The 24,275-nt window shown below is 65.4% G+C and carries 26 protein-coding genes; 5 read left to right on the plus strand and 21 right to left on the minus strand.

What is annotated here, in order from left to right:
* A complete protein-coding gene (locus tag ABIE58_RS01930) occupies positions 1-471 on the plus strand; it encodes a hypothetical protein (protein WP_354542988.1) in 471 nt (156 codons plus the stop codon).
* A 369-nt stretch (positions 472-840) separates the two neighbouring features.
* Here ABIE58_RS01930 and ABIE58_RS01935 read toward each other — a convergent pair whose 3' ends face one another.
* The 10 genes from ABIE58_RS01935 to glpD form a co-directional block, all read right to left on the minus strand.
* On the minus strand, positions 841-1,929 hold the full coding sequence (locus ABIE58_RS01935) for a glycosyltransferase (RefSeq protein ID WP_354542989.1): 1,089 nt from the start codon (positions 1,927-1,929) through the stop codon (positions 841-843).
* A gap of 60 nt (positions 1,930-1,989) precedes the next feature.
* The gene (glpK, locus tag ABIE58_RS01940) at positions 1,990-3,477 is read right to left on the minus strand and encodes a glycerol kinase GlpK (RefSeq protein ID WP_354542990.1); all 1,488 of its coding nucleotides are present in this window, start codon (positions 3,475-3,477) and stop codon (positions 1,990-1,992) included.
* A gap of 95 nt (positions 3,478-3,572) precedes the next feature.
* A complete protein-coding gene (locus ABIE58_RS01945) occupies positions 3,573-5,291 on the minus strand; it encodes an ABC transporter substrate-binding protein (protein WP_354542991.1) in 1,719 nt (572 codons plus the stop codon).
* Positions 5,292-5,329: 38 nt separating this feature from the next.
* A complete protein-coding gene (locus ABIE58_RS01950; RefSeq protein ID WP_354542992.1) occupies positions 5,330-5,602 on the minus strand; it encodes a DUF2160 domain-containing protein in 273 nt (90 codons plus the stop codon).
* Positions 5,602-6,042 carry a hypothetical protein gene (locus ABIE58_RS01955; protein ID WP_354542993.1) on the minus strand — a complete coding sequence of 147 codons (441 nt, stop codon included), beginning with the start codon at positions 6,040-6,042 and terminating at the stop codon, positions 5,602-5,604. The genes ABIE58_RS01950 and ABIE58_RS01955 overlap by 1 nt, the downstream gene beginning before the upstream one ends.
* Entirely contained in the window at positions 6,042-6,848 is an 807-nt protein-coding gene (locus ABIE58_RS01960) for a carbohydrate ABC transporter permease (protein WP_354542994.1), read from the minus strand. The genes ABIE58_RS01955 and ABIE58_RS01960 overlap by 1 nt, the downstream gene beginning before the upstream one ends.
* Positions 6,848-7,720, minus strand: coding sequence for a carbohydrate ABC transporter permease (locus tag ABIE58_RS01965; protein ID WP_354542995.1), 873 nt, complete (start codon positions 7,718-7,720; stop codon positions 6,848-6,850). Before ABIE58_RS01965 ends, ABIE58_RS01960 begins: the two co-directional genes overlap by 1 nt.
* Positions 7,720-8,808 (minus strand): ABC transporter ATP-binding protein, encoded by a 1,089-nt coding sequence (locus ABIE58_RS01970; protein WP_354542996.1) that lies wholly within the window; start codon positions 8,806-8,808, stop codon positions 7,720-7,722. The genes ABIE58_RS01965 and ABIE58_RS01970 overlap by 1 nt, the downstream gene beginning before the upstream one ends.
* A 9-nt stretch (positions 8,809-8,817) precedes the next feature.
* Positions 8,818-9,906: an ABC transporter ATP-binding protein gene (locus ABIE58_RS01975; protein ID WP_354542997.1), complete on the minus strand. Its 1,089-nt coding sequence runs from the start codon at positions 9,904-9,906 to the stop codon at positions 8,818-8,820.
* The gene (gene glpD, locus ABIE58_RS01980) at positions 9,903-11,501 is read right to left on the minus strand and encodes a glycerol-3-phosphate dehydrogenase (RefSeq protein ID WP_354542998.1); all 1,599 of its coding nucleotides are present in this window, start codon (positions 11,499-11,501) and stop codon (positions 9,903-9,905) included. Before glpD ends, ABIE58_RS01975 begins: the two co-directional genes overlap by 4 nt.
* A 183-nt stretch (positions 11,502-11,684) precedes the next feature.
* Here glpD and ABIE58_RS01985 point away from each other — a divergent pair, with 183 nt between their 5' ends.
* Positions 11,685-12,455, plus strand: coding sequence for a DeoR/GlpR family DNA-binding transcription regulator (locus ABIE58_RS01985; protein WP_354542999.1), 771 nt, complete (start codon positions 11,685-11,687; stop codon positions 12,453-12,455).
* 79 nt (positions 12,456-12,534) lie between these two features.
* Here the strand turns inward: ABIE58_RS01985 and ABIE58_RS01990 are convergent, their stop codons facing one another.
* The 5 genes from ABIE58_RS01990 to ABIE58_RS02010 are packed head-to-tail and all read right to left on the minus strand — an operon-like array spanning position 12,535 to position 17,588.
* Positions 12,535-13,479 (minus strand): NAD(P)H-binding protein, encoded by a 945-nt coding sequence (locus ABIE58_RS01990; protein ID WP_354543000.1) that lies wholly within the window; start codon positions 13,477-13,479, stop codon positions 12,535-12,537.
* The gene (locus tag ABIE58_RS01995; protein WP_354543001.1) at positions 13,476-15,584 is read right to left on the minus strand and encodes a molybdopterin-binding protein; all 2,109 of its coding nucleotides are present in this window, start codon (positions 15,582-15,584) and stop codon (positions 13,476-13,478) included. The genes ABIE58_RS01990 and ABIE58_RS01995 overlap by 4 nt, the downstream gene beginning before the upstream one ends.
* Positions 15,581-16,072, minus strand: a complete 492-nt coding sequence (gene mobB, locus ABIE58_RS02000; RefSeq protein ID WP_354543002.1) for a molybdopterin-guanine dinucleotide biosynthesis protein B — start codon at positions 16,070-16,072, stop codon at positions 15,581-15,583. The genes ABIE58_RS01995 and mobB overlap by 4 nt, the downstream gene beginning before the upstream one ends.
* Positions 16,069-16,701 carry a molybdenum cofactor guanylyltransferase MobA gene (mobA, locus tag ABIE58_RS02005; protein ID WP_354543003.1) on the minus strand — a complete coding sequence of 211 codons (633 nt, stop codon included), beginning with the start codon at positions 16,699-16,701 and terminating at the stop codon, positions 16,069-16,071. The genes mobB and mobA overlap by 4 nt, the downstream gene beginning before the upstream one ends.
* Positions 16,698-17,588: a formate dehydrogenase accessory sulfurtransferase FdhD gene (locus ABIE58_RS02010; RefSeq protein WP_354543004.1), complete on the minus strand. Its 891-nt coding sequence runs from the start codon at positions 17,586-17,588 to the stop codon at positions 16,698-16,700. Before ABIE58_RS02010 ends, mobA begins: the two co-directional genes overlap by 4 nt.
* 54 nt (positions 17,589-17,642) lie before the next feature.
* Here ABIE58_RS02010 and ABIE58_RS02015 point away from each other — a divergent pair, with 54 nt between their 5' ends.
* Together ABIE58_RS02015 and ABIE58_RS02020 are read left to right on the plus strand one after the other, a co-directional pair.
* Positions 17,643-18,362, plus strand: a complete 720-nt coding sequence (locus tag ABIE58_RS02015; protein WP_354543005.1) for an AzlC family ABC transporter permease — start codon at positions 17,643-17,645, stop codon at positions 18,360-18,362.
* Complete coding sequence (locus ABIE58_RS02020) at positions 18,359-18,685, plus strand: AzlD domain-containing protein (protein WP_354543006.1); 327 nt, start codon at positions 18,359-18,361, stop codon at positions 18,683-18,685. The genes ABIE58_RS02015 and ABIE58_RS02020 overlap by 4 nt, the downstream gene beginning before the upstream one ends.
* A gap of 53 nt (positions 18,686-18,738) precedes the next feature.
* Here the strand turns inward: ABIE58_RS02020 and ABIE58_RS02025 are convergent, their stop codons facing one another.
* Positions 18,739-19,614, minus strand: a complete 876-nt coding sequence (locus ABIE58_RS02025) for a 3-hydroxybutyryl-CoA dehydrogenase (RefSeq protein ID WP_354543007.1) — start codon at positions 19,612-19,614, stop codon at positions 18,739-18,741.
* Positions 19,615-19,775: 161 nt separating this feature from the next.
* Here ABIE58_RS02025 and ABIE58_RS02030 point away from each other — a divergent pair, with 161 nt between their 5' ends.
* Positions 19,776-20,648, plus strand: coding sequence for a DUF6473 family protein (locus ABIE58_RS02030; protein WP_354543008.1), 873 nt, complete (start codon positions 19,776-19,778; stop codon positions 20,646-20,648).
* 4 nt (positions 20,649-20,652) lie between these two features.
* Here ABIE58_RS02030 and ABIE58_RS02035 read toward each other — a convergent pair whose 3' ends face one another.
* From ABIE58_RS02035 to ABIE58_RS02055, 5 genes are all read right to left on the minus strand, one after another.
* Complete coding sequence (locus ABIE58_RS02035; protein ID WP_354543009.1) at positions 20,653-21,579, minus strand: electron transfer flavoprotein subunit alpha/FixB family protein; 927 nt, start codon at positions 21,577-21,579, stop codon at positions 20,653-20,655.
* Entirely contained in the window at positions 21,579-22,337 is a 759-nt protein-coding gene (locus ABIE58_RS02040; protein WP_354543010.1) for an electron transfer flavoprotein subunit beta/FixA family protein, read from the minus strand. Before ABIE58_RS02040 ends, ABIE58_RS02035 begins: the two co-directional genes overlap by 1 nt.
* A gap of 158 nt (positions 22,338-22,495) precedes the next feature.
* Positions 22,496-23,068 (minus strand): cob(I)yrinic acid a,c-diamide adenosyltransferase, encoded by a 573-nt coding sequence (locus ABIE58_RS02045; RefSeq protein ID WP_354543011.1) that lies wholly within the window; start codon positions 23,066-23,068, stop codon positions 22,496-22,498.
* Positions 23,069-23,072: 4 nt separating this feature from the next.
* Complete coding sequence (locus ABIE58_RS02050) at positions 23,073-23,279, minus strand: twin transmembrane helix small protein (protein ID WP_354543012.1); 207 nt, start codon at positions 23,277-23,279, stop codon at positions 23,073-23,075.
* 81 nt (positions 23,280-23,360) lie between these two features.
* Entirely contained in the window at positions 23,361-24,191 is an 831-nt protein-coding gene (locus tag ABIE58_RS02055; RefSeq protein WP_354543013.1) for an SDR family NAD(P)-dependent oxidoreductase, read from the minus strand.
* Positions 24,192-24,275 lie beyond the last annotated feature (84 nt).

Consider the following 24,275-nt stretch of genomic DNA (forward strand, 5'->3'; position numbering starts at 1 on the left):
TTGGCTATGAAAAACACTGGTGCTTATTTGGGGCCTGAATTTGCTGAAGAAGTTGGTGATATAATCCAAGGTATGCCGAAGGGAGAATCTGGAATAGTTAGACAGATCATTGCTGTTGATGGCCGTTATGGCGTCGGGAAATCAGTGCTTTCCAGATATCTTGGACTGGTGTTAGGTATTTCCTGCATTCATATGGATGATTATTTTGAAGGCAACAAAAAACTCGAATATCACGTGTGTCTACTTGAAACCGTTAGGGCCAAGATTGAGAAAAACGAGGGAATAATTGTTGATGGTATATTTTCGTTTCGATGGCTTGCTAAAAACTATATTAAACCTGATTATTTGATAAGATTACAGATAGAAAACAGAAGCATGAAAGGACACAGAAAAGCAAAATTCGATGCCTATGAAAAAGAATACAAACCGACTCACGTAATACGGTTTCTCAATCCATTTTACGGAGATTAAAAAACATGACATTAGTAAGATGAAGCACCCGTAGGGTGGGTGCAAACGCACCATCCCCCGCGCCGCCCCGCATCGGTGGGGTGACACCCACACTACCCTCTCATCTCCACCATACTGCCGTTGACACCTTCCCCCGCGCGGAACAAAGGCGCGCTTTGGCGCGCCGCCGCGCGAGCGCCCGACCGCCCCCTCGGGCGGGCGCTTTTGCAACGGTGCAATCCGCATAATCGTTCAAGTATTTGGCACCATAAAGCGCATTCTACAACCGTTGCAGCGCCCACCCGGCGGTCGGGCCCTCGCTCGGCATCAGGCATCTTGCCCCGCGCCACCTCGCATCGGTGGGGCATCATTCACCCTACGCCTCCCCCGTCACGCCCCGCCTGCCACCCGGAACACCTCGCGCGGGTGATGCGTGGCGGGCAGTCCCAGCCGCTCCAGCGCCGCCTGCTTGAGCCCCGCCCCCGCCCCGGTCGCAACCCCGGTATCGGCGGCGAAATCCGCCGCGCCGGGCATGTCCCAGACCTCCACCGGCACGGGGGCGGCAAGGCCGCAAGGCGGGGCACCGGGAGATGCGATCACCCGCAGCCGCGTGGCATTGGCATGGGGCGCGTGCCCCGCCGCCCCCGAGAGCGGCGCGCGCGCCCATGTCGGAAACCCCGCGAACACCGCGTCGAGCGCCTCGCCCCCCTGCCCCAGGTAGAGCGTCACCCGCGCCCCCGAAATGAGCTTGCCCGCCATCGTGGCCCCGGCATGGTGCACCGCCTCGGCCTCGGTCCCGGCGATCACCACCAGTTCCTCCACCAGCCCCAGCGGCTGCCGCGACAGAAAGAATGCCAGCAGTTCCTCGGCCATGCGGGCGTAATGGCCCGGATCGCGGCGGTCATGCACGATGCGCCCGATATCGACCTCGGCCACCCCTGCGCCTGCGGCATGAACCCGCAGCATCACGTCGAGATCGACGGCGTAATCCCCCACCAGCCGGTCATGCGCGATCAGCGCCCGGTCAAACAGGTAAATCCCGGTATTGGGCGCGCGCAGCCCCCCCAGCCCCGGAAACATCAGCCGCAGCGCAGGCGCCACCAGAAGCCGCGTCATCGGCATCGGATCGTGGGGATCGTTCCACGCCCCCTTGACCAGCCCCACACCGGGTGCGCGCGCCTCGGTCATGCGGGCAAAAAGCGCGGTATCGAACCGCCCCAGATCGGCATCGACCTTCATCACCCAGTCATGCCGCGCCGCAGCCACGCCCCGGCGCACCGCGTGGCCCATGCCGCGTAGCACCTCCTGCACCACGCGCGCCCCCGCCTTGCGCGCAACCTCGCCCGTTCCGTCATCTGACGCGTTGTCGATCACCACCACCTCGGCCACGTGATCCATGGCGCGCATGGTGGCGACCACCGCCGCGATGGTTTCGGCCTCGTTGCGGGCGGGGATGATGACGCTGATCGGCTCTGGCATGGCGGCTCCTCGGGTTTTGGGCAAAGCCTAGAGCGAAGCCGCGCGCGCCACAACGGTCGCTCAGACCGATAGCGTTGCCGTGACCGCCCGCCCCCATGCCGCGCAGCGGCGCGCGCGCTCGGCCTCGGCCATCGCCGGCTCGAACCGCCGCTCCAGCGCCCAGCCCGCCGCAAACTCCGCCTGCCCCGGATAAATCCCCGCGCGCATCCCGGCAAGCCAGGCCGCGCCAAGCGCCGTCGTCTCAAGCACCTCCGGGCGGTCCACCGGCGCGTCGAGAATATCGGCGAGGAATTGCATGGTCCAATCGCTCGCGCTCATGCCGCCGTCCACCCGCAGCACCGCATCCACCCCATGCCCCGCCCAGTCGGCGCGCATCGCCTCGAGCAGGTCGCGGGTCTGGAACCCCACGCTTTCCAGCGCCGCGCGCGCCAGTTCCGCAGGCCCCGTGCCCCGCGTCAGGCCATAAATCGCGCCCCGGCATTCGGGCCGCCAATAGGGCGCGCCCAGCCCGGTAAAGGCGGGCACCAGGATCACCTCCTGATGCGGGTCGGCCCGGTCCGCCAGCGGCTGCGTCTCGCGCGCCTCGCGGATGAGGCCCAACCCGTCGCGCAGCCATTGCACCACCGCGCCCGCGACAAAGATCGAGCCTTCGAGCGCATAGGTGGGCGTGCCGTCCAGTTGATAGGCGATGGTTGTCAGCAGCCGGTTTTGCGACACCACCGGCTCGTTGCCCGTGTTGAGCAGCGCAAAACAGCCGGTGCCATAGGTGGATTTGAGCATTCCGGGCTGAAAACAGGCTTGCCCCACGGTCGCCGCCTGCTGATCGCCCGCAACGCCCAGGATTGGGATTTCGCGCCCGAACAGATCGGCGCGCGTCACCCCGTAATCATCGGCACTGTCACGCACATCGGGCAGCATCTGCATGGGGATGTCCAGAAGATCGCAGATCGTCGCGCTCCACCGTCCCTTGCGGATGTCATAAAGCAGCGTGCGCGCGGCATTGGTGGCGTCGGTGGCGTGAACGCGACCCCCCGTCAGCTTCCATATGAGAAAGCAATCCACCGTCCCGAAGAGCAGATCGCCCGCGCGTGCCTTCTCGCGTGCGCCCTCCACGTGGTCGAGGATATAGGCCAGCTTGGTCCCCGAGAAATACGGATCGAGCAACAGCCCGGTGCGGGCGTTGACCATCGGCTCTTGCCCCTCGGCGCGCAAACGCGCACAGGTCTCGGCGGTGCGCCGGTCCTGCCAGACGATGGCGCGATGGATCGCGCGGCCGGTGTGGCGGTCCCAGACCACCGTGGTCTCGCGCTGGTTGGTGATGCCGATGGCGGCCACATCCGCGCCGGTGATCCCCGCCTTTTCGATGGCGGCGCGGCAGGTGGCGGCGGTGGTGGACCAAAGGTCATCCGCCTCATGCTCGACCCAGCCAGAATCGGGGTAATGCTGCGGGAATTCCTCCTGCGCGGACGTGACAGGCCGCATGGCGGCGTCAAAGAGGATCGCCCGGCTCGACGTGGTGCCTTGGTCGATGGCGAGGATATAGGTCATGGGGATGGTCCGTTTTATTCGCAAGTCATCCGAGGGCGTGACCCAAGGATGACGCTTGCCACCGGGGCGCGCACCACGCGCCCCGGTGCATGTCGTTACTGCCAGGACTTGATTAGCTCGTCATAAGAGACGGTCACCGGCTCCTCGTCCTCGTTGGCAAGCTTGGCATAGGGCGCGCCGGGCTGGCCGAACCAATACTCGGCGTCGCGCTCCTCGTTCAGCTTCGGGCCGATATCGCCTTGCACGCCTGCGCGCTCAAGCCGCTCCAGCACCCGCTCCTGATCGGCGCAAAGCGCATCGAGCGCCTCTTGCGGGGTCTTGGCCCCCGACATGGCGTCGCCGATATTCTGCCACCAAAGCTGCGCCAGCTTCGGGTAATCCGGCACGTTGGTGCCGGTGGGCGACCAGGCCACCCGCGCGGGCGAGCGGTAGAACTCGATCAACCCGCCGAGCTTGTCGGCGCGCTCGGTGAAGTGATCCGCGTTGATGGTCGATTCGCGGATGAAGGTCAGGCCGACATCCGATTTCTTCAGATCGACGGTCTTGGACACCACGAATTGGGCATAGAGCCACGCGGCCTTGGCGCGGTCCACCGGGGTGGATTTCATCAGCGTCCAGGACCCCGCATCCTGATAGCCGATTTTCTGGCCCTCTTTCCAGTAGACGCCATGCGGCGAGGGGGCCATGCGCCATTTCGGCGTGCCATCCGCGTTCATCACCGGCAGGTCGGGCTTGACCGTCGCCGCCGTGAACGCGGTATACCAGAACATCTGCTGCGCCACGTTGCCTTGCGCGGGGATCGGGCCTGCCTCCGAGAAGGTCATGCCGGCGGCCGCGGGGGGCGAGTATTTCTGAAGCCAGTTGATCGCCTTGGTCACGGCATAGACCGCCGCGGGCGCGTTCGTTGCCCCGCCGCGTGCAACGCAGGAGCCGACGGGCTGCGAGTTCTCGTTCACGCGGATGCCCCATTCATCGACCGGCAGGCCGTTGGGTTCACCCACATCGCCCATGCCAGCCATGGACATCCAGGCATCGGTGTAACGCCAGCCAAGGCTGGGGTCTTTCTTGCCATAGTCCATGTTGCCAAAGACTTCGCCCTCGACATCGAGATGGCTGAGGTCGCGCCCGGTAAAGAATTCGGCGATATCCTCATAGGCCGACCAGTTGACCGGCACGCCGAGGTCATAGCCATACTTGGCCTTGAAATCGGCCTTGTTCTTCTCGTCGTTGAACCAGTCGTAGCGGAACCAGTAGAGGTTGGCGAATTGCTGCGTCGGCAATTGGTAGAGCTTGCCATCCGGCCCGGTGGTAAACGACGTGCCGATGAAATCATCCACATCGAGCATGGGGTTGGTCACATCCGCCCCCTCGCCCGCCATCCAGTCGGTCAGGTTGCGCACCTGCTGATAGCGCCAATGCGTGCCGATCAGGTCGGAATCGTTGACATAGGCGTCATAGATATTCTGGCCCGATTGCATCTGCGTTTGCAGCTTTTCGACCACGTCGCCTTCGCCGATGAGGTCATGGGTCAGCTGGATCCCGGTGATCGCGGTGAACGCGGGGGCCAATACCTGGCTCTCGTATTCATGGGTCGCGATGGTCTCCGATACCACCTTGATCTCCATGCCCTGATAGGGCTTGGCGGCGTCGATGAAGAATTGCATCTCCGCCTCCTGATCGGCGCGGCTCAGCACCGACAGGCCCGCGATCTCGTTGTCGAGAAACGCGCGCGCGGCCTCCATATCCGCGAAGGCGGGCGCGGCCATCAGGCCGAGCGAGACCATCGCGGTGGTGGTTGTCAATCTCAGGTTCATGTTGTCCTCCCTTATGAACTCTCAGGTTTTTTATGCCCCTACACCCAGCGAAACACCGCTGCGGCGTAGATCAGGCAGACGATCAGCGCGAAAGGCTGGCTCGCGCCGACAAGTCCGAGCCAGGCCAGGTTGATGAAGGCCGAACCCAGAAGCGTGATGAAGAGCCGATCCCCCCGCGTCGTCTCGATGCGTAGCACGCCTAGGCGCGGGGTCTCGGGAAATTTTATCGCCAGCACCGTGAAGGTGATGAGCAGCCCCGCGATCACCATGAAGAAGATCGCCGTCGGCCATGTCCATGCCATCCATGCCATTACTGCAAACTCCTCCACGCTTTAGTTTGTTGCTGCACACAATAAGCAATCATCGAAAAGTCGATGCCCCACTCGACAGAACATTTAGATTTGATTTTTTCTTGGATGTCAGAAGGAACATCATCGGCATGAGCCGACAATGACTGAAGCGCCGATGATTGCTGCTCTATGCAGTAAACCACCATAGAATAATCTTTGCGCCACTCACTTTCGCAATGCCCCAGAATGGTCGAAGCTGTTTCGTTCGTTTTGGCTTGATCTTTGAAATTATCGTATGCTTGTCCGGCTTTCCTCTGTTGCTCGCGACAATACCTTACCATCGCAAAGTCATCTCCCCACTCATCATTGCATTGCTTGACAATCGCCGCATCGTCGAAAGCAAGAACAGTGCTGGGAAATTGCAAGGCAATGAACGCGAAAGCCTTTATAATTCTCAACATCACACCCTCCCCAACGCGAAACCCTTGGCAATATAATTGCGCACAAAGTAAATCACCAAGGCCCCTGGCACGATCGTCAGCACCCCCGCCGCCGCGAGCACCCCCCAGTCGATGCCTGCCGCCCCTTGTGTGCGGGTCATGATCGCGGCAATCGGCTTGGCGTCGACCGTCGTCAGGGTGCGCGACAGCAACAGTTCCACCCATGAGAACATAAAGCAGAAGAACGCCGCCACGCCGATTCCACTCGCGATCAGCGGGGTGAAAATCTTGACGAAGAAATGCCCGAAGGAATAGCCATCGATATAGGCGGTCTCGTCGATTTCCTTGGGCACCCCGCGCATGAATCCTTCCAGAATCCACACCGCCAGCGGCACGTTGAAAAGCGTATGCGCCAGCGCCACGGCGATATGCGTGTCAAAGAGCCCCACCGAGGAATAAAGCTGAAAGAACGGCAGCGCGAACACGGCGGGCGGGGCCATGCGGTTCGTGAGCAGCCAGAAAAACAGGTGCTTGTCGCCCAGGAAGCGGTAGCGCGAAAACGCATAGGCCGCAGGCAGCGCCACGGCGACCGACAGCACCGTGTTCATCGTCACATAGATGATCGAGTTGACATAGCCCATATACCAGGCCGGATCGCTCAGGATGGTGCGGTAATTGTCGAGCGTGAGATCGTCGGGCCAGAGGGTAAAGGCGTTGAGGATCTCGGTATTGGTCTTAAGGCTCATGTTCAGCAGCCAGTAGATCGGCAGCATGAGGAACAGGAGATACAGGCTCATCACCCAGTTGATGCGCGGACGCGATGCCATCACTTGCCCTCCCGCTTATCAAGGTTGGTCATCACCGTGTAGAATACCCAGCTGACCAGCAGGATCACCAGAAAATACATGATCGAGAAGGCCGCCGCCGGGCCAAGGTCGAACTGCCCCAGCGCCATTTTCACAAGGTCGATCGACAGGAACGTGGTGGCATTGCCGGGGCCGCCGCCGGTGACCACGAAAGGCTCTGTATAGATCATGAAACTGTCCATGAAACGCAACAGAATGGCGATCATCAGCACCCCCATCATCTTCGGCAACTCGATGAACCGGAACACCGCCCAGCGGCTCGCCTGATCTATGCGCGCGGCCTGATAATAGGCGTCGGGGATGGATTTGAGGCCGGCATAGGCCAGAAGCGCCACCAGCGAGGTCCAGTGCCAGACATCCATCACGATGAGCGTCACCCAGGCGTCGAACGTGTTCTGCGTATAGTTGTAGTCGATCCCCAAAGCGGCAAGCGTATGACCCAGAAGGCCGATATCGACGCGGCCGAAAATCTGCCAGATCGTGCCCACCACGTTCCACGGGATCAGCAGCGGCAGCGACATCAGCACCAGACAGACCGAGACCCAGATGCCGCGCTTGGGCATGTTGAGCGCGATGAGCACGCCCAACGGCACCTCGATGGCGAGGATGATCGCGGAAAAGATCACCTGACGGCGCAGCGCGTTCCACATGCGGTCATCGCTCAGCACCTGCTCGAACCATTCAAGCCCCGCCCAGAAGAATTCATTCTGGCCGAACGTGTCCTGCACCGAATAGTTGACCACGGTCATCAGCGGGATGACGGCGGAAAACGCCACCAGAAGCAGCACCGGCAGCACGAGAAACCATGCCTTTTGGTTGGTCGTCTTGTCCATCACGCGGCCTCCCCGTTTGCACCCTTCGGCGTCACGCGCCAGTCATCGGCATAGACGCTGACCGCCCCCGCCTCAAACCGCGCGCGCACCTCGCCTGCGGGCAGGGCCATACCCTCGGGCAGGATCGCGTTGAGGGCCACGCCATGAAACGTGCAGCGCGCGATGCGGTGACGGCCTACATCCTCAATCCGCTCCACCGTCACCGGCAGCCCCTCGGCCCCCAGCCGCACGAATTCGGGCCGCACCCCGATCTGCACCCGACCGCCGGGCGCATCATAGACCGCGCCAAGCGCCACCTCGTGGCCCGCGACGCGCGCCACCGTCCCCGCCACCTCGGCCTCCATCAGGTTCATCCCCGGCGACCCGATGAAATAGCCCACAAAGGTATGCGCGGGCCGCTCGAACAATTCCTCGGGCGTGCCCACCTGCACCACGCGGCCCTCGTGCATCACCACCACCTTGTCGGCGAATGTGAGCGCCTCTGTCTGGTCATGCGTGACATAGATCATCGTGTGCCCGAACTGGTGGTGCAGCGCCTTCAACTGCGTGCGCAGCTCCCATTTCATATGCGGGTCGATCACCGTCAGCGGCTCATCGAACAAGAGCGCGTTGACATCCTCACGCACCATGCCACGACCGAGGCTGATCTTCTGCTTTGCATCCGCCGTCAGCCCCCGCGCCTTGTGGTCAAGCTCTGCCTCCATGCCGATCATCGCGGCAATCGCCTGCACCCGCGCGGCGATATAGCCCGCCTCCGCCCCGCGATTGCGCAGCGGAAAGGCAAGGTTCTCGCGCACCGTCATGGTGTCGTAGACCACCGGAAACTGGAACACCTGCGCGATATTGCGCGCCGCAGTCGCGGCATGGGTCACGTCCTGATCATCGAACAGGATGCGCCCGCGCGACGGCTGCACCAGCCCCGAAATGATATTCAGAAGCGTGGACTTGCCACAGCCCGACGCGCCCAGAAGCGCATAGGCCTCGCCATCGCCCCAGACATGGTCAAGCTGCTTGAGCGCCCAATCCTCGTCGGTCGCGGGCTTGGGCAGGTAGCTATGCGCCAGATTGTCGAGCGTGATCCTTGCCATCGTCCCCCCTCAGGCCGCCTGCGCATAGGCGGCAGGGGCCACCAGCGCGCCATCGGTGCCGAATATATAAACATGCGCCGGATCGAGCCAGACCCGCAGCACCGCCCCCAGTTCCAGATCGCGCACCCCGTGGATAAGGCCCACCCAGCGTTGGCCGTGATGGTCGAGATGCACGAAGGTCTCCGAGCCGGTGATCTCGGTCACATTGAGCCGCGCCTCGAATTCCATCGCGTGGCCCTCGGGGCGGTCGATCTCCAGATGGTTGGGCCGGAACCCGGCCAGATAATCGCCATCGGCCAGCCCCGCCAGCGTGCCGAGTGCGGCCACCTCCTGCCCGTCGCCAAAGCCGATCCGGTCGCCCAGCTTGGTCACGGAAAGGAAATTCATCGGCGGATCGCTGAAGATCCGCGCCGTGGTGGCGTCCTTGGGCTGCCGATACACCTCGGGCGTCGGCCCGAATTGCGTCACCCGCCCCTGCCAGAGCGTCGCGGTGTTGCCGCCCAGCAAAAGCGCCTCCTCCGGCTCGGTCGTGGCATAGACAAAGATCGCCCCCGACTCCTCGAAGATACGTGGAATCTCCAGCCGCAATTCCTCGCGCAGCTTGTAATCGAGATTGGCCAGCGGCTCGTCCAGCAGCACCAGCCCCGCCCCCTTCACCAGCGCGCGCGCCAGCGCACACCGCTGCTGCTGCCCGCCCGAAAGCTCCAACGGCTTGCGCTCCAGCATCGGGGTGAGCTTGAGCATCTCGGCGGTCTGCCGCACGCCCGCGTCGATCTCGGCCTTCGATTTACCCTGTAGCCGCAGGGGCGAGGCAATGTTGTCATAAACGCTCATCGACGGGTAGTTGATGAATTGCTGATAGACCATCGCCACCGCGCGATCCTGCACGCGCATCCCGGTCACGTCCTGCCCCTGCCACAGGATGCGCCCCGAGGCGGGCACATCCAGCCCCGCCATCAGCCGCATGAGCGAGGTCTTGCCCGAGAGCGTCGGCCCCAGCAGCACGTTCATCGTGCCGGGTGCCAGCGTCAGGTCGGTCGGGTGGATATGCACCGCACCCTCCACGACCTTCGATATGCCCTCAAGTGTCAGCGTCACGCCTCGGCCCTCCCCATATTCGCCGCAGGTGCCCGCGCCGCGCGCATCCAGTCCTCCAGCGCGGCAATCTCCTCGCCGGTCATCCTGAGGCCCAACCGCGTGCGCCGCCAGACCACATCCGCCGCCTCGACCGAATATTCATGCGCCATCTGCCAGCGCACCTCCGCCTCGGTCAGCGTCGCGCCGAAATCGCGGCCCAGATCACCCGCCGAACGCGCGTCGCCCAGCACCTTTGCCGCCTCCGTCCCGTAGGCGCGCACCAGCCGCCGCGCATGACCCGGCGCAAGGAACGGATACCGCGCCTGCAAACTCTCCACCAGCGCCTCGACCCCGTCAACGGCGAAGTCCCCCCCCGGCAGCGCCACACCCGCTGTCCAGTCCCCGCGCGCCTGAGGGAAATGCGGCGCGAGCCGCGCCAGCGCCGATTCCGCCAGCCGCCGATACGTGGTGATCTTGCCGCCAAAGACATTCAAAAGCGGCGCGCCCGCCTCATCGAGCGACAGCACATAATCGCGCGTCGCCGCCGTCGCCGATTTCGCGCCGTCATCATAAAGCGGGCGCACGCCGGAATAGCTCCAGACGATATCGGCCTCGGTCACGGGCCGCTTGAAATACTCGCTGGCAAAGCGGCATAGATAGGCCGCCTCCTCGGGCGTGCATTCGGGCCGCCGGTCGGGGGAGTCGTGCTCGGCATCGGTGGTGCCAATGAGCGTGAACTCGCCCTCATAGGGAATGGCAAAGATGATGCGCCCATCCTCGCCCTGAAAGAAATAGCACTTGTCGTGATCATAGAGCCGCCGCGTCACGATATGGCTGCCCCGCACCAGCCGCACGCCCTCGGTCGAATTGAGCCGCAGCGTCCCTGTGATCACATCGCCCACCCAGGGCCCCCCGGCATTCACAAGCGCGCGCGCGCGCACCACCTCGCGCGCGCCGCCCTCGGCCTCGATCGTGACCCGCCACAGCCCCTCTTCGCGCTCGGCGCTCACCACCCGCGTGCGCGTGCGGATCACCGCACCACGCGCCTCGGCATCGCGGGCGTTCAGCACCACAAGGCGGCTATCCTCGATCCAGCAATCGGAATACTCGAACGCGCGGGCAAACTTGTCCTTGAGCGGCGCGCCCTCCGGCCCGTCGCGCAGATCGAGCGTGGTCGTGCCCGGCAGTATCTCCCGCCCGCCCAGATGGTCATACAGAAACAGCCCCAGCCGGATGAGCCAGGCAGGCCGCCGCCCCTTCATCCACGGCATCACTACGCGCAGGATGCGCGAGGTGGGCGTTTCGCCCTCGAAGCGCATATCGCGGTGATAAGGCAGCACGAACCGCATCGGCCACGAGATATGCGGCATGGCGCGCAGCAGCGTCTCGCGCTCGATCAGCGCCTCGCGCACCAGCCGTATTTCGAAATATTCCAGATAGCGCAGCCCGCCGTGAAAGAGCTTGGTCGAGGCCGAGGAAGTAGCCGAGGCCAGATCGTTCATCTCGGCAAGCATGACCGACAGACCCCGCCCAGCCGCATCGCGCGCGATGCCGCAGCCATTGATCCCGCCACCAACGACGAACAGGTCAACGATATCGCTTTCGGCTTTCCCCACTCAGACGCCCTCCCCTGCGTGAAAACAAACGAACCACAATTTCGCCCCATCAGTCAATAACGAATGTTCGTTTGTGCTCTTTTATGTCCCGAACCCGAACCTCACGCGAAAATGATCCCGCTGCGCGACGCTCTTGCAGCGCCCCCGAAAACGAACATAATCGAAAAAAATTTGAGGGGCCTCATGTCGCAATCCTTTCGCCAACCCGATATCCTCGAGATTGCCCGCGCCGAGGGCAAGGTCACGGTCGAGGGGCTCGCCGAGCGTTTCAACGTCACCGTCCAGACCATCCGCCGCGACCTCACCGAATTGGCCAACGCTGGAAAGCTCGAGCGCGTTCATGGCGGCGCAATCCTGCCCTCGGGCGTCACCAACATCCTCTACGAGGAACGCCGCCGCCTCAACGAGCCTGCCAAGACGGCCATCGGGCGCGCCTGCGCGGCAGCCATCCCCGAGGCCAGTTCGCTGTTTCTCGATATCGGCACCACCACCGAGGCGGTGGCGCAGGCGCTGCTCGATCACCGCGACCTGATGGTGGTGACCAACAACATGAACGTCGCGCAGATCCTCTCGGCCAATGCCGATTGCGAAATCGTGCTGGCAGGCGGCGCGCTCAGGCGCTCCGATAGCGGGCTGGTGGGGCACCTGACCGCGCGCACCATCGAGGATTTCAAGTTCGACCACGCGATCCTCGGCTGTTCGGCGCTCGACGAGGATGGCGACATGCTCGATTTCGACATCCAGGAGGTGCTGGTGGGCCAGACCCTCCTGCGCCGCTCACGCGAGGTGATGCTGGTGGCCGACGCCTCGAAATTCAAGCGCAACGCGCCTGCGCGCATCGGCTCGCTGCGCGATGTCGATCACGTCTTCACCGACGCGCCCCTGCCCGCCTCCCTCACCGCAAGTTGCGCGGCATGGGCCACCCATATCCATCTCTGCCCGCCCGAGGGCTGATCCGCCGCTTCTTCTTGGGTCAAATACTCCGGGGGGGTCGCCGCTTGCGGCGACGGGGGCAGCGCCCCATGCCCCCCCGTCAAAACACCGAATGCGCGCCGAGATCCACAGCCGCCTCGCCCCGCGCCAGCCGCCCGTAGAAAGCCGCCAGCGTCTCGGCCCCCGTCTCGGGCGTGGCGTCGGCGTCATAGCGCCCGGTCGCGGGGTTTAGAACCAGCATCGACTCGGTCGCGTAATAGCGCCCGATCCGCGCCAGTTCCGCCTTGTCGGCGAGGCGCGCGCTGAGCCGTCCCCCCAGGGCCAGCGCCCCCACGATCCCGTCCATCAGCCGCAAGGGCACATGGCGATAGCGCGGTTCCATCCCCAAAGCGTCAAAGAGCATCGCACCCTGTTCCAGCGGCGTGATCGCAGGCCCCGGCCCACCGATGGGCAGCACCCGGTTGCCACGCGCGGGATCGTCGAGACAGCCCAGCATGTAACGCGCCAAATCGCCGTCCGAGATGGGCTTGCACGCCGTCCCGCGCCCGTCGCCAAAGAGCAGAAACGGCTTGCCCGCCCGCAGCCGCGCCACCTGCCCCGACAGCGATTTGAAATAGGCGGTGGGGCGCACGATGGAATAGCGCAGCCCCGACGCGGCCAGCGCCGCCTCCGCCGCGAGCTTGGCGCGCTGAAATTCAAGCATGGGCCGCTGCACGCAAATGGCCGACAAAAGCACGAATTGCGCGCCATGGTCTTGCGCCGCCGCGATGGCGTCGACCGTCGCCGCGTGATCCACCGCCCAGGCATCCGCCGGGGCACCGCTGCGCGAGGCCATGCAGCAGATCACCGCCCCCGCGCGCCCCGCGTCAAGCGCCTGCGCCACCGTGCCGAAATGCAGCGCCGCCCCCTCGAGCGACCCATGCCCGCCACCTGCGTGATGCGGACGCAGCAGGCAATCGACGCCCCGCCCCTCGGCCAGCGCCGCCGCCACCACCGCCCGCCCGATGGTGCCGGTCGCCCCCAGAACCAGAACCCGCGCCGTCATGCCAAAAGGAAACTCGCATAGGGGATATAGCGCACCGCATCGCCCGGCGCGATCTCCGCCGCGCCGTCTGGCAGTTCGACCAGCCCCTCGGCCCAGCTCAGCCCGCTGATCCGGCCCGAGCCCTCGGAGTTGAACACCTCCACCCGGCCCTCCCTGATCCGCGCGCGCAGGTATTCGCGTCGACCCGGCTTCTTGCGCTTCTCGAACGCGGCGGGCACGTCAAAGCCCTGCGGTTCGCGCCATTCGGCCCCCGACAGCACCGCCATCGCGGGCCGCGCGAAAATGAGCGTGCAGACCAGCGCCGCCACCGGGTTGCCCGGCAGGCCAAAGACCGGCACGCCGCGCCACATGCCAAGCGCCAGCGGCCGCCCCGGCTTGAGCGCAATACGCCACTCCGCCATCGCCCCCGCCTCATTCAAGAGCGCCGAAACATGATCCTCCTCGCCCGAAGAGGCCCCCCCCGAGGTCAGGATTGCATCCGCCTGCGCGGCCCCCCGGTCCAGCACCGCGCGCAGCGCGGCGCGATCATCCGCCACCCGGCCAAGGTCCACCGCCTCGTGTCCCATCTGCCGCAAGAGCGCCAGCAGCATGGGCCGGTTGGCGTCGTATATCTGCCCCTCGCGCGCCGCCTCGCCCGGCTCGACCACCTCGTCCCCGGTCGAGAGCACCGCCACCCGCAGGCGCGCGAAGACCGGCAATTCCGCCAGCCCCACCGCCGCGCAGAGCGCCAGATCGGCGGGCGTCAGCACGCGGCCCGCCTCCAGCACGACCGCCCCCGCCTCGACATCCTCGCCCGCGCGCCGGGTATTCGCGCCCCGCTTCAGCCCGCCGCGAAAGGCGATGCGCCCCTCTCCCAGCGTCACATCCTCTTGCAGGATCACCGTATCCACCCCCTCGGGCAGCGCCGCCCCGGTCAGCACCCGCACAGCATAGCCCTCGGGCACCACGCCGGGGAACGGCACCCCCGCCGCCGACCGCCCCGCGACCAGCGGCAGCACCTGATCGCCCTCGCCCAGCGACGCAAAGGCAAAGCCATAGCCATCCACCGCCGAATTGGCCTGCGGCGGGTTGGCGCGCCGCGCCACCTGCGCCTCGGTCAGCACCCGCCCCGCCGCCGCGCCCAGCGCCACCCGCTCCTGCCCCACGACGGGCGACAGCCGCGCGCTCAAGAGCGCCAGCGCGTCATCGACCGGCGTCCAGTCCACCCCGGCGGGCAGGGCAAAACAATCGTCGCGCAGGGGCGGCGGCCTCAGCGGCTCTTCGCAGGCGGCCATCAACTCCTCCTCATGTCCCAAGCCCAATATCCAGCCCTCCTCGGGCGCGCTCACATCCAGCATGGCGGCAAGCGTGGCCGGGTTCAATCGGGCAAGGGCGCGCACCATGAGGCGCACCTGATGCGCGTCGCGGATGCCGCCCGCCGCCTCGGCGCGTTTCACCACCGGGTTGATCAGGCCGGGCCAGGCCTCGACCAGTGCCACCGGCTTGTCCAACACCTCGAACGGCCAGACCGCGACCTGCCCGTAAAACAAGCGGCGCAAGCGGTTCAGTACCGGCAACCCGATCAGAACCTGCCCGCCCACGGCCCCCGCGCCGCCCATCTGCCAGGCGCTGAACGCCCCCGGCGCGTCTGCATCCGCCCGCCGCCGGTCGGGCAGCCCGTGGCCCGTGCGCGTATCGCGGCGCGGCAGCCCCTCGATCTCGCGTTTCAGCCCGTTGAACCAGAACGGCCCCAGGCCGGGGAACCGCCCATTGATCTCGCCCGCTACGTCAAAGCGGTTATTGGCGCGCGGGCTGTCCTCGATCACCGTCTCCAGCCAGTCCCACACCGCAAAGGGATTGTCGCAGCCGGTCAACCCCCGCGCGAACCCCGCCGGGAAGCCGAACGGGAAATCGCACCCGATGAGCAACCGCCGCCCCGCCGCGCATTCCGCCTCGATGAGCGCCGCCAGCGCCGCCTCGGCCTCCACCCGGTTGCGAAAGTAACGCGGGCTTTCCTCGACCCCGCCGCGCACCAGCCCGAGCCAGATCGCATCGCGGCGCGGGCGCGGCCCGGTATCGTTGCCGCTCGACCAATCCAGCATGGCGAACGTGTCAAATCCGGTCACAGCCCCACCTCCCCCAGGATGAAATCGGCAATCGCGGCGGTGTCGTTCAGATCGAACACCGGGCGATCCAGATCAAGCGCCGCATCGCTTGCCACCGCGCGGATCGTCGGATCACCGGGCGCAATCAGCGCATTGCCGGTCTCGGCGCGGTAAGCCTCCACCTTGGGGTGGCGGTCGCGCTTGTAGCCCTCGATCAGCACCAGATCGCAGGGCGCGAGCATCGCCAGCAGATCGGCCAAGGCGGGTTCTTCCTGCCCGCGCAACTCGCGCATCAAGGCCACCCGCTGCCGCGAGGCCAGGAGCACCTCGCCCGCCCCCGCCTGCCGGTGGCGGTAACTGTCGCGCCCCGGATGATCCACGTCAAAGCTGTGATGCGCGTGCTTGACGGTCGAGACCCGCAGGCCGCGCGCCACCATTTCGGCCACCAGCCGCTCCATCAGCCCGGTCTTGCCGGCGTTCTTCCAACCGGTCACACCATAGAGCCTCATGCCCCCGCCCTCCGCCGCGCAAGGGCCAGATCCTCGGGCGTGTTGACGTTGAAAAACGCGTCCGGCTGATCGAACAGCGCCTCGCGCCCGCCGTGTTTTTCCGTCCAGATCACCACCTTGCGCAATCCCCCCATGAGGCCCGCGCGCAGATCATCGCGCAGCGCCACCGGCCAGAGGCCGAACGTGGGATGGCGCACCTGCCCGCCCCGGCTCATGGAGCGGGTTTCCTCATCGCCGCGCGGCGTAGCGGCCAAAACCAGCGGATGCGCCATGCCCTCGGCCGCCTCGTAAAGGCGCGGCACCAGATCACGCGGGAAAAACGGCGTGTCGGCGGCGACCGTCACGATGGCCCCGGCCCCCTGCCCGGCGGCCCAGTCAAGCCCCACAAGCACGCCCACCAAAGGCCCGGCGAAACCGGGGATCGGATCGGGCAGCACCGGCAGGCCAAAGCGCGCGAACCGCGCCGCATCGCCATTGGCATTCAGCGCCAGCGCCCCGACCTGTGGTGCCAGCCGTGCAATCACATGATCAAGGATCGTGCCATCCCCAAGCGCCAGCAACCCCTTGTCACCGCCCCCCATCCGCGTGGCCTGACCACCGGCCAAGATCACCCCGAGTGGCGCACTCATCCCTCGGCACTCTTGCGGCGGTGCTTGCCGTCCTCCTCGGCCACGCTGTCGGGATCGGCGTCGCGTAAAAGCCGCTCTTCGCCAGCCAAGCACACGAACCGCCGCCCCCGCATCCGCCCGATCAGCGTCAAGCCCACAGCCTGCGCGATCTCCACCCCCCAGGCGGTAAAGCCAGAGCGTGAGGCCAGCACCGGAATCCCCATCATCGCCGTCTTGATCACCATCTCCGAGGTCAGCCGCCCGGTGGTGTAAAGCGTCTTGTTCCCCGCGCTGACGCCCTCGCTCAACATCCAGCCCGCGATCTTGTCCACAGCATTATGGCGGCCGACATCCTCCATATAAACCAGAGGCCGCGCGCCCTGACACAGCACCGTGCCATGAATCGCCCCCGCCTCCAGATAAAGCGACGGGGTGCGGTTGATCTGCGCGGCCAGCGCATAAAGGTCCGAGGTCTTGACCTCCACCTCCGGCAGGCGCACCCCCTCCAGCCCCTCCATCATGTCGCCAAAGACCGTGCCCACAGCGCAACCGCTGGTGCGGGTCTTTTTCTTCAGCTTTTCCTCATAGCTGGTCTGCCCGTCGGTGCGCACCACGACAGTCTCAAGCTCCTCGTCATACTCCACCCCCAACACCGCCTCGCCCTCGGCCAGCATCCCCTGGTTGCGCAGGAACCCCAGCGCCAGATACTGCGGATAATCGCCGATGGTCATCGCCGTCACGATCTCCTGCGCGTTGAGGAAAATCGTCAGCGGGCGTTCCTCGACCACCCGGATCGTGGTGCGTTGGCCCGCGTGATCCACGCCTTCGACCGCGCGGGTCAGGCGCGCGGCACCGGGATCGGGCGCGATGAGATAGTCCGAAAGATCACCGCGAGCGGTCAATTGCATCTCCTCCCTGCATCCGATAGGCCAAGGGCGCGAACCACCCCGGAGCCCCTGACAGTGCCAAGGCAAACCACCAATTCGCCCTATTGGCAAGGTGTGCGCGACGGCGCGCCCTTCATCCTCGTGATCGTGCCGTTCTCGCTGCTCTTTGGCGTCGTGGGCACCGAAGCCGGGCTGCATATCGCGGAAACCATGGCATTTTCGGTGCTGGTGATCGCGGGGGCGGCGCAATTCACGGCGCTACAACTGCTCACGGATAACGCGCCGACGCTCATCGCGCTTGTCTCGGCGCTGGCGGTCAACCTGCGCATGGCGATGTATTCGGCCTCGCTCACGCCTTACCTCGGCGCGGCCCCGCTCTGGCAGCGTGCCATCGCCGCCTATTTCACCGTCGATCAAAGCTATGCCTGCGCGGCGGTCAAGTTCGAGGACCGCCCCGATTGGTCGGTGCCCGAGCGTATGGCCTATTTCTTCGGGGTGGTCACGCCGATCTGCCCGATGTGGTATGCGTTCACGCTTGTGGGCGCGCTTGTGGGCAACGCGGTGCCCAGCGGCCTGCCGCTCGATTTCGCGCTGCCCATCACGTTTCTGGCGATGATCGGGCCGATGCTGCGCACGCCCGCGCATGTGGTGGCCGCCGCCACCTCGGTGACGCTGGCGCTGGTGCTGGCATGGCTGCCCTATAATCTCGGGCTGCTGGTGGCGGGGATCGCGGGCATGGTGACCGGCGCACAGGCCGAGGTGGTGCTCGCGCGGCGCAAGGCAAGCCGCATATGATCGACGGTCCCGCCCTGTGGCTCTTCATCGCGGCGCTGGGTGCGGGCACTTTCGCGCTGCGCTTCGTCTTTCTCGGGCTGGTGGGCAACCGGCCCCTGCCCGAATGGCTGTTGCGGCACCTGCGCTATACGGCGGTGGCGGTGCTGCCGGGGCTGGTCGCGCCGCTGGTGGTGTGGCCTGCGGCCACGGGCGGCGCGCTCGACGCGCCGCGCCTCGTTGCTGCCCTCGTGACGCTGGCAATCGGCTATGTCACACGCAACGTGATCCTCGCCATCACCGGCGGGGCGCTCACGCTCTTTGCCGGGCTGGCGGTCTTTGGCTGATCGGTCGGGGCCAAGCCCACCGAAAGCCTCTGTCAGCGACCAACCATCTGGCATTACCGCGTCGGCACCGGCTCCTCGCCGCGATAATCGTAGAAACCCCGCCCGCTCTTGCGCCCGAGCCAGCCCGCCTCGACATATTTCGTCAAGAGCGGACAGGGCCGGTATTTCGTATCCGCGAGCCCGTCATGCAGCACGTTCATGATCGCAAGGCAGGTATCCAGCCCGATGAAATCTGCCAGCGCCAGCGGCCCCATCGGGTGATTGGCCCCAAGTTTCAGCGACTCGTCGATGGAGCGCACATTGCCCACCCCCTCGTAGAGCGTATAGACCGCCTCGTTGATCATCGGCATGAGGATGCGGTTGACGATGAAGGCGGGGAAATCCTCGGCGCTCGCCGCCGTCTTGCCCAGTTTCTCGACCACGCCAAGGCAGGTATCGAACGTGGGCTTGTCGGTGGCAATACCCCGGATCAGTTCCACCAGTTGCATCACCGGCACCGGGTTCATGAAGTGAAAGCCCATGAACCTCTCGGGCCGGTCGGTGCGGCTTGCCAGCCGTGTGATCGAGATGGACGAGGTGTTCGAGGTCAGGATCGTGTGCGGGGCGAGATGCGGCAGCAGCGCGTCGAAGATCTTTTGCTTGATATCCTCGCGCTCGGTCGCGCTCTCGATGATGAGATCGGCCTTGCCGAGCGTGGGCAGGTCTTGCGTCGTGGTGATCCGCGCCAGCGCCGCCTCCATCGCGTCGGCGGTGATCTTGTCGCGGCTCACCTGCCGCTCAAGATTCTTGCGGATGAGCGCCACCGCCTTCTCCAGCGCCTCGGCGCTGACATCGTTGAGCAGCACGTCATAGCCCGCGATGGCCATCACATGCGCGATGCCATTGCCCATCTGGCCTGCGCCCACAACGCCCACTGTACGGATATCCATGCACCGCCCCCTGTTTTCAACTCGGACGCAGCATAGGCCCCGGCGGGGGCGGGCCGCAAGGGGCGGGGATCGCTAAAATATGGCGCGAATTCGAGGGTTAGGAGATTGGAAAGGCGAATCGCGCAAGCTCGGGATCGGGTGAGTTAAAACGGGTGGGACCGATGACCTATGAACGCTTGGGGCCGCGGCCCCTCAACTATCAGCCTGTGCATTATGCAGGCTCTACGCTGGCCTTTCGCGGGCCGCGCCGCGACCTCGGGCGCGGCTATGTCGCCTGCCTGGGCGGCACAGAAACCTATGGCCGCTTCATCGCGCGGCCCTGGCCCGCGCTGCTCGGGCATGACCTCGGCGCGACCTGCGTCAATCTGGGCCTGCCCAATGCCGGGCCGGATGTCTTTACCGGTGATGCGGGCCTCCGGCGCATGGCGCAGGGCGCGCGCGCCGTGGTGCTGCACCTGCCCTGCGCGATGAACCTCTCCAATCCCTTCTATCGGGTGCATCCGCGCCGCAATGACCGCTTTGTCGCCGCAGAGGCTCCGCTGCGCGATCTCTACCCCGAGGTGGATTTCACCGAGTTTCATTTCACCCGCCACCTTATGCGCGGCCTCATCGCAATCTCGCCCGCGCGCTTTGCGCAGGTCCGCGCCGCGATGCAAGAGGCCTGGGTGGCGCGCATGGCCGCGCTCTTGCACGACATGACACCGCCGGTGGTGCTGTTATGGCTGGCCAATCACGCGCCCGGCCTCGGCACCGGCAGCGCCGCGCTGCATGACGATCCGGCCTTTGTCAGCCGCGCCATGCTCGACGCCGTAACCCCCCACGCCACCGCGACGGTGCAGGCCGTGATCTCGGGCGCGGCGCGCGCCCAAGGCACGCTCGGGATGCGCTTTGCTCCCACGCAGGCCGAGATCGCCGCCGCCCTGCCCGGCCCGCTCGCCCATCGCGAGGTGGCGCAGGCTCTGCGCCCCGTGCTTGGCCCCCTGCTCCACGAAAAAGGGCCCGCGCCGCGCGCAGGCCCTTCCTCAAATCCCTGAGATATCAGAGCTTTTCAACAAGCTCCGGCACGGCGGTGAAGAGGTCGGCCACCAGACCATAATCGGCCACCTGGAAAATCGGTGCCTCTTCATCCTTGTTGATCGCGACGATCACCTTGCTGTCCTTCATGCCCGCAAGATGCTGGATCGCGCCGGAAATACCCACCGCGACATAGAGATCGGGCGCCACCACCTTGCCGGTCTGCCCCACCTGCCAGTCATTCGGCGCATAGCCCGAATCGACCGCCGCGCGGGATGCGCCGACCGCCGCGCCAAGCTTGTCTGCCAGCGATTCGATGAGCTTGAAATCATCCTGGCTGCCAACGCCGCGCCCGCCCGACACGACGATCCCCGCCGAGGTCAGCTCGGGCCGGTCGCTCGCGGCCACCTTGTCCTCGACCCATTCGGAAAGCCCCGGATTGGCTGCCGCGCCGATGCTCTCGACGGCGCAGGCCGCCTGCTGGCCCGCCGCGTCAAAGGTCGAGGTGCGAAAGCTCACGACCTTTTTCGCGTCGCGCGATTTCACCGTCTGCACCGCGTTGCCCGCGTAGATCGGGCGCTCGAACGTCTCGGCATCCACGACGCCCGACACATCCGAGATCACCATCGCGTCGAGCAGCGCCGCCACGCGCGGCAGCACGTTCTTGGCATCCGTGGTGGCAGGCGCGACGATATGATCGTAATCCCCCGCAAGCGACACGATCAGCGCCGCCGTCGGTTCCGCCAGGCGGTGCCCGAGCGTGGCATCCTCGGCCACCAGCACCTTGCCCACACCGGCGATCTTGGCCGCCGCCTCGCCCGCCGCCGCAGCTTGCGCCCCGGCACAGAGCACGGTCACATCGCCAAGGCTTGCCGCCGCCGTCACCGCCTTGGAGGTGGCGTCGAGGTTCAGTTCGCCATCGGTCACTTCTGCAAGAAGAAGAACAGCCATCACACGACCCCCGCTTCCTTGAGTTTCGCCACAAGCTCGTCCACCGAGCCCACGATTTCACCGGCCTTGCGCGTCGGCGGCTCTTCGGTCTTGAGCACCTCCAGCCGCGGGCTGGGATCGACGCCGTAATCGGCCGCCGTCTTTTCATCCAGCGGCTTTTTCTTGGCCTTCATGATGTTGGGAAGGCTCGCATAACGCGGCTCATTCAGGCGCAGATCGACCGTGACAATGGCGGGCATCGTCACCTTGATGGTCTGCAAGCCGCCATCCACCTCGCGGGTGACCAGCGCATGCCCGTCCTCGACCTCCAGCTTGGAGGCAAAGGTGGCCTGCGACCAGCCCAAGAGCGCCGAGAGCATCTGCCCGGTGGCGTTCATGTCATTGTCGATCGCCTGCTTGCCGCAAAGCACGAGGCCGGGGGCCTCTTCCTCGACGATTTTCGCAAGGATCTTGGCCACGGTCAGCGGCTCGATATCATTGTGCACATCCTCGGCTGCGATCACGAGGATCGCCCGATCCGCGCCCATCGCCAGCGCCGTGCGCAGCGTTTCCTGCGCCTGTTTCACGCCGATGGAGACGGCGATCACCTCCTCGGCCTTGCCCGCCTCCTTCAGACGAATCGCCTCTTCCACGGCGATTTCGTCGAACGGGTTCATCGACATCTTGACGTTGGCGAGATCGACACCGCTACCATCCGCCTTGACGCGGACCTTGACGTTGTAATCAATCACGCGCTTGACAGGCACGAGCACCTTCATTGCACGGTCTCCCTTTCAGTGTTGAGCGGCCCGTTGGCCATGAACTCCCGCGTTGTGATAGCGATTGGGGGCGGCGGAAAACAGGGTAAAATCGTCATCTCATGTCCCGCCGACGCCACGTTTTGGCGGTTTTGGTCCGTGATCCTTGCCAGAATATGTCAGCGGTTCGCGCCCGGTATCCAGAGCACATCGGCGCGCCCGCAGTCATTGGCCATTCTTGCTGCCACGAAAAACCAGTCGCTGGCGCGGTTGAGATAGCGCACCGCCGCCTCGTTGACCTCTTCCAGCGTGGCAAGCCCCACCACCAGCCGCTCGGCGCGGCGTGCCACGGTGCGGCTGAGGTGCAGATGCGCCGCGAGCGGGCTGCCGCCGGGCAGGATAAAGCTGCGCAGCGGCTCCAGATGGGCGTTCATCGCGTCGATCTCGGCTTCGAGCCGGTCGACCTGCGCCGCCACCATGCGCAGCGGGGTGTAGTCGGCCTCGGCATCCTTTGCCATGTCCGGGCGGCACAGATCGGCCCCCAGATCGAACAGGTCGTTCTGGATGCGCGCCAGCGCCGTGTCGGTCTCGCCCGTCGCATAAAGCCGCGCCAGCCCCAGCGTGGCGTTCAACTCGTCCACCGTGCCATAGGCGCTTACGCGGTCCGAATGCTTGGCCACCCGCGCGCCATTGCCGAGCGCGGTCTCGCCCGCGTCGCCGGTACGGGTGTATATCTTGTTGAGCACGACCATGAAATCAGCCTCCCTGCCTGCGGAAATAGACAAATACGAGGATCAGCACCACCGCCACGAATTGCGCGATGAGCCGCCAGCGCATGAACTTGTTGGCGCGTTTGGCGTTTTCGACGCCTTCCTTGCCGAAACTCGCAATACCCCGGATGAGGATCGCCGCCGTCACCAGACAGCCCGCCGCCACCAGCAGGAAAAGAGGGTCGGTGAGCATGGTCTCTCCCTTCGCAATATGCCACCCGCGTATCTAGGACGGCGCGCCCCGAAAGCGAAACGGAAAATCGCCCCGCGCCGCTCAGCCCTTCGCAACCAGCCAGTCAAGCGCGCGCGTCGGCAGGACGCGGCGCAACGTGCCCATCAGGTAGGTGGGCGTGGTGACGTAATAGCGCGCCTTGGGGCGCGGCGATTCGAGCGCGTGGATGAGGCGTTTGGTCACCGCCGAGGGCGGCAGCTCGAACCGGTCGCGGCTATACTCGCCATAGAGCCGGGGCCGCAGCCGGGTGCGATATTCGTCGGTGCGGGCCGCGTTTTCCCAGTCGATCCAGCGCTCGAACGGCGCGCGCGCGTTCTCGCGGATGCGCGTCGTCACCGGGCCCGGCTCGATCAGGCTCACCTCGATGCCGGTGCCGCGCATCTCGATGCGCAACGTGTCGGTCAGCCCCTCGATGGCGAATTTGGTGCTGACATAGGCCCCGCGCCAGCCCAGCGCCACCAGCCCCAGAACCGAGGAATTCTGCACGATCCGGCCTTGGCCTTGCGCGCGCATCGCCGGGATCACCTGCCGCGTCAGATCGTGCCAGCCAAACACGTTGGTCTCGAAAATCTCGCGCAGCGCGCCGCGCGGCAGATCCTCGACCAGTCCGGGGCAGGCATAGGCCCCGTTGTTGAAGAGCGCGTCAATCCGCCCGCCGGTGGCATCGAGCACCTCAGCCACGCCCTGCGTGATGCTCGCCTCATCGGCATAGTCGATGCGCGGCGCGGCGAAGCCCTCCGCCGCAAGCCGCGCGCAATCCTCTTGCTTGCGGCACGAGGCAAACACGCGCCAGCCTCGCGCGCGCAAACTGCGCGCCGCGTCATACCCGATGCCCGACGAGCAGCCGGTGATGAGGATGGTTTTCCCGTTCATGCACGCCTTGTGGCCCGACGCAGGGCGCGATGCAAGCGGTCGCGTGCAGCTACCTGACTAGTCGGTTCCCAGTGCTGGACGGGG

It is taken from the genome of Roseovarius sp. MBR-78, from assembly GCF_040547535.1.
Taxonomy (GTDB): Bacteria; Pseudomonadota; Alphaproteobacteria; order Rhodobacterales; family Rhodobacteraceae; genus Roseovarius.